This window comes from Tritonibacter aquimaris, assembly GCF_009617595.1.
Taxonomy (GTDB): Bacteria; Pseudomonadota; Alphaproteobacteria; order Rhodobacterales; family Rhodobacteraceae; genus Epibacterium; species Epibacterium aquimaris.
Genome location: NZ_WIXK01000003.1, coordinates 26532 through 39069 on the forward strand (window position 1 = coordinate 26532; position 12538 = coordinate 39069).

Sequence of the window (12538 nt, forward strand, 5' to 3'; positions counted from 1 at the left end):
CCCGACCTGACGCAATAAAAATCACGGCTTGTGGGATGATACGCCAAGGTTTTCCCTATCCAAATCGCCGCATCGCGCTTTCACGGAACTTATGGCATCACTGCAGACAAGACCTGACAAGGATAGCCCCATGAGCGCAGACCCGATTGCCCGATTTGACATCAACGCCCAAGAAATCGATCGCGTTGTCGCGCGATTTTATGCACAAATTCGCCTGCATCCGGTTCTGGGCCCGGTCTTTGCCAGCCATGTGACGGATTGGCCGGAACATGAAGAAAAGATTGCTGCGTTTTGGCGCAATGCCATCCTGCGTCAGAAGAGCTATTCAGGCAATCCGATGCAGGTACATGTCACGCGCCCCGACATCAAAGCGGAGCATTTTCCCATCTGGCTGGAGCTTTTTCACAAGGTTCTGCATCAGGAGCTGCCGAATCTACAGGCGCGGCAATGGGCTGCTTTGGCAGATCGGATTGGCGAGGGCTTTCGCACCGGTATTGTTGCCATGCGCCAACCCAAGGATGCACCGCCAAAGCTGTTTTAGTTGCCGCGGCTGACGATCCCTTTCAGCGCGTTCTGTATGACCTGACGCGTTTTGGGGCGGCGTCCATCTGAAAATGGCATAGGCCGACATAGATCCATGGCCGCAAGCCCCACCCGCGCGGTGAGCGCCCCATTCACGAGCCCCTCGCCAAAACGGCGCGAAAGCTTTGATAGGATGGATCCCCCCAACAGAGGCTCCAATAGATCATCCCCCACGGCCATGGCTCCAGTTGCCACCAGATGGGCAAAAACACGACGGATCAGTCGCCAAGCCGCAACACCACCCGAACGACCACCATAAATAGCGCCAATACGGCGGATCATGCGAACTGATGCCGTCAACGCCACGATCACATCCGCAAGCGCAAGCGGCACAAGCGCCGTAACGGTCGCCACCTGGCGTGCTGCGGCTTCGACCTCGGCCAGTGCCTGCGCGTCAAGCGGGCTCAGAAGCTCGGCCTCGGCGAGATCAAGAACAACCGGCGCATCAACGGTATCGTTCAGACGCTCTTTCAGGTTCTGGCGCGCCCAGTCCAGCTCATCTCGGCCGCGATAAAACCCCATAAGCTGATTTGCAAACTGATGCGCCGCTGCCAAGTCTTGATCGGCGATTTGTGCGCTCTGGCGCAGCTGATCAACGCGTTTCAGACGGGCAATCCCCGCCAATTCGCGCAACACAAAAACAAGCGCCAATACAATAAGCAGCGCAAAACCAGCGGCAAACAACCAGCCGAGCAGCGGAATGTTTGTGATCAAGCCGGTCACAAACTCCCAAGCCCAAAACGAAATGAGCGCCATGGCGAGCGATACAAGAACGCTCCAAAACAGTCGGCCCAATCTTGAACCACCACGCGCCAGATGCGTTGCAACAGGCACAAGCACCGAAGTTTGCTCAGAAGCTATTTCCCCATCATGCAGGGCCGCGCCAAGAGGATCTTCAACCGGGGGCGCATCTGCAACCTTTGGGGCCTCGGAGGGCGCGTCATCCAGTTCAAACAGAACAGGTTTATTGCTCATACGATCTGCTCCGGTTGATGATTTTGATTGGCGGCGTCCGGATGCTGCCAGTGATAAGAAATATCGGGCAGCCCTTCTGAATGCTGTCGCCCATCGCTACGCCCCACCTCACGAAAGCCCTCACGCTGATAGAACCTTTGCGCTGGCGTATTGGCCTGAAACGTATGCAACCTCAGCTCAGGCGACAGCGTTTTCGCATGTGATAACAACGCCTTACCAACGCCCTGCCCGCGCATGTCAGGCGCCACATAAAGCGAGCAAATCTCGACCCCATCCAAAGCAACAAAACCAAGCACTTTATGCTCTCGCACGGCGACGCTGACCCAACCACGATCAATCATAACATCGCAAAACCGCAGGATCTCGGCGGCGGTGTGTTCTTTTGGCATCCAAGGCGTTTCTGTTTCAAACCGGTGTAGGATGTCCCCGATCTGACCGGCATCCAAAGGGTGGGCTTTGCGCAAAATCATAGGCGATCTCCCAACAGAAACTCTGCTGCGCGATCCAAACGGATATGGGGCGGCCCGTCTCCCGGCTTCAGCGACAGCTGCGCCGGTGCAAAAGCCATCGATTGAAACTCCCCATCAAGCCAAGCCTCGGCCCCCTGACGTGCTGGCGACAACAGCTGCGCCGGATCTTCTGGCAGAGATCCAGGATAGAAAGCAGCAGTTTTACCACTCTGCAACAGACGCCCGCGCACGCAGGGTAGCTCTTGGCCTGCATGGCTGCGCATTTCTTCTGTTGTGGTGCGCAGCGCAGCCAAGGAAAGCGCCGCCGTTTCAGCGCCCACAAATTGCGCACGATCTCGCGCGTCGCGTGTGAGCGCATCAATAATCGCTGTCAGCTGCGGATGCTGTTGGTGATGCAAATGATCGGCCTTGGTTGCCGCAAACAGGATCTTTTCCACCCGACGGCCCCGCAAAAGGCGTGACAGCATATCATTGCGCCCGGGACGAAAGGCCGAAAGGATATCTCCTAATCCCTGGCGCATGTCTTCAACCGCGCGCGGGCCTGCATGAATGGAGGACAATGCATCAACTAAAACCACCTGCCGGTCGATACGAGAGAAATGATCGCGAAAGAACGGTTTGACCACTTTTGCCTTATAGGCCTCAAAGCGGCGCGCAAATTCAGCCGCCATAGATCCACGCCGACCGTCATTTTCTGGCAGCGGTGCAAACGTCAGCGCGGGTGAGCCTTCCAAATCACCGGGCAGCAAGAACCGCCCCGGTGTGCAATCAGAATAGCCCGCAAGGCGCGCATCATTCAGGTATGTGGTGAAGGCCGCTGCCAAGGCCTGTGCGGGCGGCTCTTCATGTTTGCTGGTGGCGTCGCATGCCTCAAGCGCTGTGAGAAACGCTGTGGCCTCTTCCCGGTTTTGCAAACGTTTGAGGGTTTGCGCAGACCACTCTTCGAAACTTTTGTCCAGCAACCCAAGATCAAGCAGCCATTCGCCGGGGTAATCCACAATATCCAGATGGAGCGTACGCGCGCCCTGTACCGCCCCCATGAGACCGGAAGGGCGCACCCTCAGCGAAAGCCGCAGCTGGGAAATCGCGCGGGTGCTTTCGGGCCAATGCGGATCTGGGCCCAACAGCGCGTTGAGATGGGTTTCATAGTCAAACCGCGGCACGGTGTCATCGGGCTGCGGTTGGAGATAGGCGGTTTCAATGCGCCCATCGCGCACCGATTGAAGCTGCACCATGCGCCCCCGGTTCATCAACCCAGCAACAAGTGAGGTGATAAAAACCGTCTTTCCCGACCGCGCAAGCCCGGTCACCCCAAGGCGCAGGCTGCTGTCAAACAAACCAGAGGAAATCTGCGCCCCCACCGTATCAACGGTGCGCGTCACCTCATCGATAACCGTACCAATACCCACTCTTTACCCTCTGGTTTTGTTGTTGCTTTCAAAATAGGGATCGGCGCATGGGCTTACCAGTCTTTGTTCGCAAAAGGCGAATAGCTCTTGCCAATGCGACACAGGCCACGCTAGGGGGGCACATGCCCAGATATGCCCTAAAAGTCGAGTATCACGGCGCACCTTTTGCCGGGTGGCAGCGTCAGAAAGATCAGCCCTCAGTCCAGGGCGCAATCGAAGACGCCTTGGCCCGGCTTGAGCCGCGCGACCACACAATTGCGGCTGCGGGCCGCACTGACACAGGCGTGCACGGTTTGGGTCAGGTTGCCCATTGTGACATGGTGAAAGACTGGGCCCCCTTTCGCCTGTCTGAGGCGTTGAATTTCCATCTAAAACCACTACCTGTCGCGATTGTGGATTGCGCACAGGTGGATGAAGACTGGCACGCGCGCTTTTCTGCAATTGAGCGGCAATATCTGTTCCGCATTCTCATGCGGCGCGCGCCTGCGACCCATGACGCAGGCCAGGTCTGGCAAATCAATCACCAGCTTGATGTTGACGCGATGCAAGAGGCTGCAAACCATCTTTTGGGTTTGCATGATTTCACCACCTTCCGCTCTTCGATCTGTCAGGCACAAAGTCCGGTGAAAACGCTGGATGAATTGCGCATAGAAGCCGTAGACGGCTTTTCCGGGCCTGAAATCCATTTTCACGTACGTGCGCGCTCATTCTTGCACAATCAGGTGCGCAGCTTTGTTGGCACTTTGGAACGCGTTGGCGCAGGGGCTTGGACCCCGGAAGATGTGCGCACTGCGCTTCAATCCTGCGATCGGGCGGCCTGCGGCCCGGTCTGTCCGGGCCATGGGCTCTATTTGGCGCGTGTCGGCTATCCTGAACCTGTTTTTGCAGGCCAATAGCGCTCACATCGCCAATTAGCACTTTGTTTACCCAGCCAGCATAATTTAGCATCAAAATACCATGAGGCAGGGATGGAGCCGCACTCCTGAACTGCCGATTGGGCACTTTCGACAAGTGTTTTGTTGATATGATTGGGCGCAGATGAAGTACGTGGACAAGGACCGCGCAATTTCCACAAGTTTTGCCAAGGGTCTGGCCGTATTAGAAGCCTTTGATGCACGGGCACCCCATCTCTCCATGGCGGAAATTGCCCGGCGCACCGGGCAAGACCGTGCGACTGCGCGTCGGGGAACCTTGACGCTTGAGGCGCTTGGCTATCTTGAACGCAAGGGACGTCTTTTTGCTCTATCGCCGAAGCTGCTCGCAATGTCCGGGCGTTTTCTGCAGGCCAAACAAATCCTTCCACATTCGCAGCCGATCTTGGAACGCTGTGCAAACGAACTGAAATGCCCAGTTTATCTTGCAACGTATTGGGACGCGAGAGTTCTGATTTTGGCCAAATCTGCATCGGCCCACAGCCGGTATGAAGTTGGAACGATCGTGGATCCGCTTCACAGCGCGCTTGGCCATATCCTGCTGGCGAGCCATGATCAGGAATCGTTAGATGACGGTCTGTCAAAGTGCCTCGAGGACACATCTATCACCATCGACAAGGATGCGGTGATCCACCAACTCGATCCGGTGAGCGATCAAGGCTTTGCCTCAGTGCAGGCAAGCGATCAACCAACAAGCTGTGCGGTACCCGTTTCAGGAGAGGCGATGCTTGCGCTGTCTGCCGATTTGACAAAAGCCACACCAACCAGCGCTGAAGTTGAGCTGACTGTTCAGGTTTTGCAAAACTGCGCTTCAGCCCTCGCGCGTTTGCCATCGATCCGCGATTTCTGAGGCTTATTGCCAAAATAGTCGGCCAAAGTTTCAAAAGAAAACAAATACAGTTTTAGCCAGCCGTGGGATGTGCCTGCGGCTCACCTGCTGCGATAGTGGTCTTAACAGCTATCAAAGGACACCACCGTGCCCGACACATCAAAACAGAAACCGGCCTATTACACCCCAAAGGGCGGCCACCCTGAACAGACCCAACTTTTGACAGATCGTGCCGTTTTTACAGATGCATACGCGGTCATTCCAAAAGGCGTAATGCGGGATATCGTGACCTCATTTCTGCCCGGATGGGTTGGTATGCGCATGTGGGTTTTAGCCCGCCCCATGACAGGTTTTGCTGAGACGTTTTCGCAATACATTGTTGCGCTTTCCCCTGGTGGTGGCTCTGATCAGCCGGAAACGGATCCGCTGGCACAGGCCGCGCTCTTTGTAACCAAAGGCCAACTGGAGCTTGACCTTTCAGGACATTACCACACGCTGACTGAGGGTGGTTTTGCCTATATCCCCCCCGGTGTGAACTGGCAGATCAAAAACAACAGCGACGCGGAATGTAGCTTTCACTGGATTCGCAAACACTGGCACGCAGCCCCGGGCATATCCGCGCCCAAGGCCTTTGTGTGCAATGAACAAGATGTTCAACCAACGCCTATGCCCGGCACCAATGGTCGCTGGGCGACAACACGGTTTATGGATCCCGACGACCTAGCGCATGATATGCATGTGACCATTGTGACGTTTGAACCCGGTGGGGTGATCCCATTTTGTGAAACCCATGTGATGGAGCACGGACTTTATATCTTGGAAGGGAAAGCAGCTTATCGGCTCAATCAGGATTGGGTTGAAGTTGAGGCGGGGGACTTCCTCTGGCTGCGCGCATTTTGCCCCCAGGCCTGTTATGCGGGCGGACCCGGAAAATTCCGCTACCTGCTGTACAAGGATGTGAACCGCCATATGCCGCTCAAACCGCTGACCTAATCGTTTGGCTGGCTTGTCAGCCAAGGAATACCCCTATTAGGCTTACACTACTCACCTATTCAGTTTGTCAGTTTCACACGGGAGAAGACGATGCGCGTATTTGCTGCACTTGTTTTAGGGGCCTCATTGTTTGCCAGCGGTGCTCAAGCCGAAAAACCCACTGCCGAGACAAAACAAGTCACCATATTAGGGCGTGACTGGCTGGTCTGGCCATCGCAAGTGGTCGCCGGAGAAGTGGTTGCACGGCGCCAGAACCTTGAGCTTTTGCCAGAGCGGGCACCATCTTTGTTGACTGTGCGTCAGGCGATGCGCGCCTATCGAGGTGCGACAGGTTGCACCGCCAACTACGACACGATGTATCGCACAGACAATGGCGACTACCACGCAGCCCTGATCTGTCCAAAGTAATACGAACCACGACGTGGCTCCAATTGTGGCAGATACAATTCTGCCCTTGCGCTTGTTGCGGGCACGTTCCATTGCTTGGGTGTTTTCGCCTCTGCAGCCATGAACGGCTTGGCTATTTCTGAGGTCCGACAGCCACATGCAAGGAGAGCGGGCTATGAAGATCGCAATCAACGGGTTTGGCCGTATCGGTCGGGCGATCCTGCGCCAGATCCTGACCAGTGAACGCGGAGCCGGGATTGAGATTGCGCTGATCAATGATATCGCCGCATTGGATATCTGCGCCTATCTGTTTCAGTATGACAGCACCTTTGGCCCCTTCCCGCATGAGGTTTCCATCCATGAAAACCAACTGCAGGTTATGGGGCGCAATATTGCCGTATCCCACCTCCCGGATCTGACCACAGCGGATCTGCATGATGTGGATGTTGTGCTGGAATGCACTGGTATTGCCCGCACCTCTGATGTCGCCCAGCGCGGGCTTGCTGCCGGTGCCAAGAAAGTCCTTATTTCCGGCCCCTCACCGGCGGCTGAATTCACCTGTGTTCTAGGCGCAAACGAAGCTGGTCTAGGCGCGGCCAAGATCGTGTCAAACGCATCATGCACCACCAATGGCCTGGCACCGCTTGCCCGGGTGATCGATGACCTTGCGGGCATTGATCGCGCCCATATGACCACAATCCATTGCTACACCAATTCGCAGCCCATGGTGGATGCACCCCGTGGTGATTTTGCCCGCTCCCGCGCAGGTGCGCTGTCGATGGTGCCCACGACCACCTCAGCGACACATATGATCGAAGAGGTCCTCCCCCATCTGAAAGGCCGCTTGTCTGGTGCGGCGGTACGCGTTCCAACGGCAAGTGTTTCTGCTGTTGATCTGGTCGTGCAGCTCAAACAGAAAATCCGCGAAGACGAGCTGCGCGCAGCATTACAAGATCGCATTGCCCAGTCTTCGGTGCTCGGCTGGACAGATTTGCCGCTGGTCTCCTCTGACCTGCGTGCACGTTCGGAATCCCTTGTGATCGCCGCTCCAGAAACGCGCATGGTTGATGACAAACAGCTTCGTGTCTTTGGCTGGTATGACAATGAATGGGGGTTCTCGGCCCGTATGATCGATGTGGCACGATTGATGGCTGTGTAATCAGGCGCGTACGACCAGATAGGGCGTGCCAAAAAGATGTTCTTCGAGGTTTTCGCCCGGCCCGATACGATCCACAACCGCAAACAGTCCCGGTGCATGTAGTGGCGTTAGTACCCCATGCCAGGTGCCGCGGTGAAAGTTAATCGCCTGCCCTGCCTCCGTTTCAAACGCGCGAGGCTGCCCAGGCTTACCGTCCTGATCCGGGGCGACGATCACCAGAAACCCATGCTCGCTCATCGGAATAAATGCCTGACTGCCCTCAGGATGGCGTTCAACCAGATCCAACTGATATGGTAGTTCACGCGGTTTGGCCTGAAACAAGCTGAGCCCCGCGCGCCCTCCAGCGAATTCCATCTGTGCCCGGTCGTGGAAACGCTCACAATGGCCTTGATTGATAAGTTTCTCCGCCGCCTTTGATGTATCGATTAGGTCGCCAAAGGGCGCAAAAGCTGCGGCGCTCATTGGTTCAATTGCGATGTGCCTCATGGCAACAAATCCTTAAGCCGCCACAGAGCGATACGTTCTACCTGATGGCAAGCCTCAGCGAACTCTGCATCGCGCGCATGGGTCAGGCGGGCACCAAAGGCCTGCAGAATTGATGATTTGCTATGCTCACGCACCGCAATGATGAATGGAAAGCCAAATTTTTCCACATAGGCTGCATTCAGCTCTGAAAACGTCTGCCGCTCCGCATCCGTGAGCGCCTCCAACCCTGCAGATGCTTGTTCTGCGGTGCTTTCAGCGGTCAGCCGTTTGGCAGCAGCCAGTTTTCCCGCAAGATCGGGATGTGCGCGCAGCACTGCAAGCCGTTCAGCATCAGGCGCACGACGAAACGCACGGCACAATGCATTATGCAACCCTGCGGCGCGATCATGAGCGGGGCCCAATTCCAGATCAAATGCCGTCTCGGCGACCCAAGGGCTATGTTCAAAGATTGACCCATAGGATTGAATGAACGCATCCCGCGTCATCGCACTTGGGCGCTGGTAGCGCTGATGCGGGTGGTTTTGTTTCCAGTGGTCCGCGATATCGATCCGGCGTGGGCACCAGACCCCATCAAACCCCTGAATATAGTCAATAAATCTTTTGATAGCAGCGGCCTTTCCTGGCCGCCCAGCCAATCGGCAATGCAGGCCAACAGACATCATCTTGGGCGCGCCCGCCTGTCCCTCGGCATAAAGCATATCAAAGCTGTCTTTCAGGTACTCAAAGAAATCCTGTCCGCTGTTGTATCCCGGCGATGTCGCAAAACGCATGTCATTGCATTCAAGCGTATATGGCACGACCAGCTGATCGTGATCCCCCACTTCAACCCAATGGGGCAGATCATCATCATAAACGTCTGAAATATAATCAAACTGCCCCGTCTCCGCGACCAGGCGCAGTGTATTTGCGCTGCAGCGTCCGGTATACCACCCGCGCGGTGATTGCCCCACAACTTCGCGGTGGAGCGTGAGTGCCTCAGCATTAGCCGCACACTCCTCCGCCTCGCCCATATCTTTATGTTCAACCCATTTCAGCCCATGGGAGGCGATTTCCCAATCCGCATCAATCATCGCCGCAACCTGCTCAGGCGCGCGAGCCAATGCAGTTGCAACGCCAAAGACAGTCACCGGGATCCCTGCCCCAGTGAACAAGCGATGAAGCCGCCAAAATCCAGCGCGCGCGCCGTATTCATAGATCGATTCCATATTCCAATGGCGTTGGCCCGCCCATGGCTGCGCGCCCGGAATGTCGGACAAGAAAGCTTCGGATGCGGCGTCACCATGCAGAATATTGTTTTCGCCACCCTCTTCGAAGTTCAACACAAACTGCACCGCAATCGCTGCGTTGCCAGGCCAGATCACCTTGGGGGGCTCGGCTCCATAGCCAATCAGATCGCGGGGATAGCGTGGCGGGGTCTGAGACATTTGTAATCCTGCGCAGTTAGAACTCTCATTTCTAATATGACAGAAAATCCTGTGCGTTTTTCAAATTTTGCCAGAGGGAGTTGAGGCATCGCCCCATTTGCCTAACCTCTAGCGCTCTGCCATGGTGAATGCGTAAAAAGGAGCAGTTTAGATGAGCGGATATTTAACCACCCATGTGTTGGACACTGCACGCGGATGTCCAGCTGCGGGGATCAAAATCGCGCTCTACCGTGTGAGCGGCAATTCTCACCGCAAGATTTCTGAAGCCGTGACCAATGCTGATGGTCGCACCGATGTGCCAATCCTTTCAGAAAAGGCATTCAAGACCGGCACCTATGAGATGATCTTCTTTGCTGGTGATTACCTGCGCGAAACACAGGGCTTAGAAGAGGATCCGCTATTTCTGGATCAGATCCCAATTCGCTTTGGGCTGAACGATGCAGAGGCCCATTTTCACGTGCCTTTGCTGCTCTCGCCTTTTGGCTATAGCACCTACCGCGGCAGCTAAAACATCGCCTTTTCTTCGGCCTCACGCACCGCCTGACCAATGTGATCTGCGATATAGTCAAGAAACAGCCGCGTCTTGGGATCCTGATAGCGACGATGCGCATAAAGGCACCCAAGCTGCACAGTTACCGGTGGTGTCTCTGCAGCGACTTGGACCAGTCGGCCGTCCCGCAAATGCTCGGCCACTTCAAACAGCGGCTTTAACGCAACCCCTTCGCCCGCAAGCGCCCAATCGGTCAGCACTTCGCCGTCATCACATTCATGACGCCCCTGCACCGCAAATCGGCTCGGGCCGTCTTCGGTCTGTAGTTGCCACTGAAATTCACTCGCGCCGGGATAGCGCAGGTTCAGACAGTTGTGCGACCCATTGATGAGATCGTCGCCCCGCTTGGGCATGCCGCAACGCTCAACATATGAAGGAGCTGCGCATAAAAGGCGCTGACAATCTGCAATCTTGCGCATTTTCAACGCACTATCAGCGGGCTGGCCAAGGAAGAATGCCAGATCGAGCCCCTCGGTCGTGAGATCTACCGTGCGATCAGACAGGCGCAGGCGAATGGAAATCTCTGGGTAGGTTTTCAGAAACTTTGGCACCAAGGGCGCAATAAAACGCCGGCCGATACCCAAAGGGGCCGCTACAAACAGCGTTCCGCGTGGTGCATCCGTCAGCTGCATCACTTGGGCTTCGGCGTCATTTAATGTCTCAAGCACCGCAATTGCACCGGGGTAAAACGCGCGCCCCTGCTCGGTTGCTGAAAGATTACGCGTTGTGCGCTGAAACAGGCGCACACCCAGATATTCTTCAAGCTGAGAAATCCGCGCAGATGTCACCGCAGGTGATATGCGCAGATCGCGCCCCGCCGCAGACATTGAGCCAAGCTCATAGACACGCACAAAGGTTCGGATGTTATCGAGATAAGACATTATACAGCTTTTTTTGATACTCTTCGGAAATATAAGTAAATTCCCAAAATTTACCAGTGCCCGTAAAATTAAAGGCCGGGTGCAGACCAAAACACGCAGCCAGTATGAGCAACGAAGGACAAAATGAATGTGGGATCTGATCCTATTGTGGGAATGGTTGGCGCTGGCTGCGCGCTGGCTCCATGTGATCACCGCGATCGCCTGGATTGGATCATCCTTTTATTTCATCGCGTTAGATCTTGGCCTCAACCGTAACATCAGCGGCCCAGCCGATGGGGAAGAATGGCAGGTACATGGCGGTGGTTTCTACCACATTCAAAAATACCTCGTTGCACCCGAACGCATGCCCGAGCATCTGACCTGGTTCAAATGGGAAAGTTACGCGACCTGGCTGTCAGGTTTCGCCTTGCTGATGATCGTCTATTGGGCCGGCGGGGAGCTCTATCTGGTCGATCAGTCCAAAACGGATATGGATGTCTATGAAGCCATGGTGCTGTCAGCCGCCGTGTTGATTGGCGGCTGGTTGGCCTACAACAGCCTGTGTAATTCGCCACTGGCAAACCGGCCTTCCCTGCTCATGCTGATCTTGTTTGTCTTACTGGTCGTTTTGGGCTGGGGGCTCAATCAGGTTTTTACCGGGCGTGCCATGATGCTGCATCTGGGCGCACTGACCGCAACCTTGATGAGCGCGAACGTGTTTTTCATCATTATCCCCAACCAGAAAATCGTGGTTGCGGATCTCAAGGCTGGGCACACGCCTGATCCCAAATACGGCAAAATCGCCAAGCTGCGTTCGACCCACAACAACTACCTGACACTGCCGGTGCTGTTTTTGATGCTGTCCAACCACTACCCATTGGTTTTTGCGAGCCAATACAACTGGCTGATCGCAGCGCTGGTGTTTTTGATGGGGGTGAGCATCCGCCACTATTTCAACACGCTACATGCCCGCGCTGGCAATCCGCGCTGGACCTGGGCGGTGACCGTAGCATTGTTTCTGATGGCTGTGTTCCTGTCTGTCGCGGGGCGCGAAACAGAAGGTGATGACAGTGCGCTTAGTGAAACAGCAAAAATATTGATGAACACAGCTCAATTTGAGGATGTCCAAGACATCGTCATAGCAAATTGCAGCATGTGCCACGCGCGTGAGCCTTTTTATGACGGGATCGCCACGGCCCCAAAAGGCGTCTTGCTCGAAACGACGGAAGACGTCGCGCGCAATGGGCGGGCGATCTATCTACAGGCCGGTGTGACACAGGCAATGCCGCCGTCAAACCTTACCTATATGGAAACGGGCGCACGTGCCGCGATCCGCGCCTGGTACACAAACGCCGATCTGGCTGGGCTCGGGCGCCTATGACACAGGAAACGGCTGCCTTTCCTTAACTTTCCCCGTTCCTTCGGCCATCGCCTACGTGATAGGTCTTGGTGCAACCCGGTTGGGACATTTGCACATAAGGC

General features: G+C 55.6%; 14 protein-coding genes. 8 read left to right on the plus strand and 6 right to left on the minus strand.

Translation table 11 applies throughout. The features are described 5' to 3' along the window. The first annotated feature begins 130 nt into the window (after window positions 1-130). Window positions 131-541, plus strand: a complete 411-nt coding sequence (locus tag GG681_RS06150) for a group III truncated hemoglobin (protein ID WP_153546209.1) — start codon at window positions 131-133, stop codon at window positions 539-541. Here GG681_RS06150 and GG681_RS06155 read toward each other — a convergent pair. Genes GG681_RS06155 through GG681_RS06165 form a run of 3 tightly spaced genes read right to left on the minus strand, consistent with a single transcriptional unit; the run spans window position 538 to window position 3436 of the window. Then, entirely contained in the window at window positions 538-1557 is a 1020-nt protein-coding gene (locus GG681_RS06155) for a YcjF family protein (protein ID WP_153546211.1), read from the minus strand. The genes GG681_RS06150 and GG681_RS06155 overlap by 4 nt on opposite strands. Beyond that, window positions 1554-2027 (minus strand): GNAT family N-acetyltransferase, encoded by a 474-nt coding sequence (locus tag GG681_RS06160; protein ID WP_153546213.1) that lies wholly within the window; start codon window positions 2025-2027, stop codon window positions 1554-1556. Before GG681_RS06160 ends, GG681_RS06155 begins: the two co-directional genes overlap by 4 nt. Beyond that, on the minus strand, window positions 2024-3436 hold the full coding sequence (locus tag GG681_RS06165; protein ID WP_328593284.1) for a YcjX family GTP-binding protein: 1413 nt from the start codon (window positions 3434-3436) through the stop codon (window positions 2024-2026). The genes GG681_RS06160 and GG681_RS06165 overlap by 4 nt, the downstream gene beginning before the upstream one ends. A gap of 122 nt (window positions 3437-3558) precedes the next feature. Here GG681_RS06165 and truA point away from each other — a divergent pair, with 122 nt between their 5' ends. From truA to GG681_RS06190, 5 genes are all read left to right on the plus strand, one after another. After that, complete coding sequence (gene truA / locus GG681_RS06170) at window positions 3559-4332, plus strand: tRNA pseudouridine(38-40) synthase TruA (protein ID WP_153546215.1); 774 nt, start codon at window positions 3559-3561, stop codon at window positions 4330-4332. A gap of 142 nt (window positions 4333-4474) precedes the next feature. Next, complete coding sequence (locus GG681_RS06175; protein WP_153546217.1) at window positions 4475-5218, plus strand: IclR family transcriptional regulator; 744 nt, start codon at window positions 4475-4477, stop codon at window positions 5216-5218. A 126-nt stretch (window positions 5219-5344) separates the two neighbouring features. Further along, window positions 5345-6190 carry a bifunctional allantoicase/(S)-ureidoglycine aminohydrolase gene (locus GG681_RS06180; protein ID WP_328593285.1) on the plus strand — a complete coding sequence of 282 codons (846 nt, stop codon included), beginning with the start codon at window positions 5345-5347 and terminating at the stop codon, window positions 6188-6190. 90 nt (window positions 6191-6280) lie between these two features. Continuing rightward, a complete protein-coding gene (locus tag GG681_RS06185; protein ID WP_153546219.1) occupies window positions 6281-6598 on the plus strand; it encodes a hypothetical protein in 318 nt (105 codons plus the stop codon). 154 nt (window positions 6599-6752) lie between these two features. Then, window positions 6753-7736: a type I glyceraldehyde-3-phosphate dehydrogenase gene (locus GG681_RS06190; protein ID WP_153546221.1), complete on the plus strand. Its 984-nt coding sequence runs from the start codon at window positions 6753-6755 to the stop codon at window positions 7734-7736. Here the strand turns inward: GG681_RS06190 and GG681_RS06195 are convergent, their stop codons facing one another. Then, the gene (locus GG681_RS06195; RefSeq protein WP_153546223.1) at window positions 7737-8222 is read right to left on the minus strand and encodes an ureidoglycolate lyase; all 486 of its coding nucleotides are present in this window, start codon (window positions 8220-8222) and stop codon (window positions 7737-7739) included. It abuts the gene before it with no gap. Beyond that, window positions 8219-9646 carry an allantoinase PuuE gene (gene puuE, locus GG681_RS06200; RefSeq protein ID WP_153546225.1) on the minus strand — a complete coding sequence of 476 codons (1428 nt, stop codon included), beginning with the start codon at window positions 9644-9646 and terminating at the stop codon, window positions 8219-8221. The genes GG681_RS06195 and puuE overlap by 4 nt, the downstream gene beginning before the upstream one ends. A gap of 151 nt (window positions 9647-9797) precedes the next feature. Here puuE and uraH point away from each other — a divergent pair, with 151 nt between their 5' ends. After that, on the plus strand, window positions 9798-10154 hold the full coding sequence (gene uraH / locus GG681_RS06205) for a hydroxyisourate hydrolase (protein WP_153546227.1): 357 nt from the start codon (window positions 9798-9800) through the stop codon (window positions 10152-10154). Here the strand turns inward: uraH and GG681_RS06210 are convergent. Next, on the minus strand, window positions 10151-11077 hold the full coding sequence (locus GG681_RS06210) for a LysR family transcriptional regulator (protein ID WP_153546228.1): 927 nt from the start codon (window positions 11075-11077) through the stop codon (window positions 10151-10153). The genes uraH and GG681_RS06210 overlap by 4 nt on opposite strands. Window positions 11078-11204: 127 nt before the next feature. Here GG681_RS06210 and GG681_RS06215 point away from each other — a divergent pair, with 127 nt between their 5' ends. Beyond that, the gene (locus GG681_RS06215; protein WP_153546230.1) at window positions 11205-12437 is read left to right on the plus strand and encodes a urate hydroxylase PuuD; all 1233 of its coding nucleotides are present in this window, start codon (window positions 11205-11207) and stop codon (window positions 12435-12437) included. The last annotated feature ends 101 nt before the right edge of the window (window positions 12438-12538 follow it).

What these genes read in the sequence shown, in the direction of transcription:
- GG681_RS06150 (WP_153546209.1), top strand. Translation starts at nt 131, where the DNA reads ATGAGCGCAGACCCGATTGCCCGATTTGACATCAACGCCCAAGAAATC.
- GG681_RS06155 (WP_153546211.1), bottom strand. Translation starts at nt 1,557, where the DNA reads ATGAGCAATAAACCTGTTCTGTTTGAACTGGATGACGCGCCCTCCGAG.
- GG681_RS06160 (WP_153546213.1), bottom strand. Translation starts at nt 2,027, where the DNA reads ATGATTTTGCGCAAAGCCCACCCTTTGGATGCCGGTCAGATCGGGGAC.
- truA (WP_153546215.1), top strand. Translation starts at nt 3,559, where the DNA reads ATGCCCAGATATGCCCTAAAAGTCGAGTATCACGGCGCACCTTTTGCC.
- GG681_RS06175 (WP_153546217.1), top strand. Translation starts at nt 4,475, where the DNA reads ATGAAGTACGTGGACAAGGACCGCGCAATTTCCACAAGTTTTGCCAAG.
- GG681_RS06185 (WP_153546219.1), top strand. Translation starts at nt 6,281, where the DNA reads ATGCGCGTATTTGCTGCACTTGTTTTAGGGGCCTCATTGTTTGCCAGC.
- GG681_RS06190 (WP_153546221.1), top strand. Translation starts at nt 6,753, where the DNA reads ATGAAGATCGCAATCAACGGGTTTGGCCGTATCGGTCGGGCGATCCTG.
- GG681_RS06195 (WP_153546223.1), bottom strand. Translation starts at nt 8,222, where the DNA reads ATGAGGCACATCGCAATTGAACCAATGAGCGCCGCAGCTTTTGCGCCC.
- puuE (WP_153546225.1), bottom strand. Translation starts at nt 9,646, where the DNA reads ATGTCTCAGACCCCGCCACGCTATCCCCGCGATCTGATTGGCTATGGA.
- uraH (WP_153546227.1), top strand. Translation starts at nt 9,798, where the DNA reads ATGAGCGGATATTTAACCACCCATGTGTTGGACACTGCACGCGGATGT.
- GG681_RS06210 (WP_153546228.1), bottom strand. Translation starts at nt 11,077, where the DNA reads ATGTCTTATCTCGATAACATCCGAACCTTTGTGCGTGTCTATGAGCTT.
- GG681_RS06215 (WP_153546230.1), top strand. Translation starts at nt 11,205, where the DNA reads ATGTGGGATCTGATCCTATTGTGGGAATGGTTGGCGCTGGCTGCGCGC.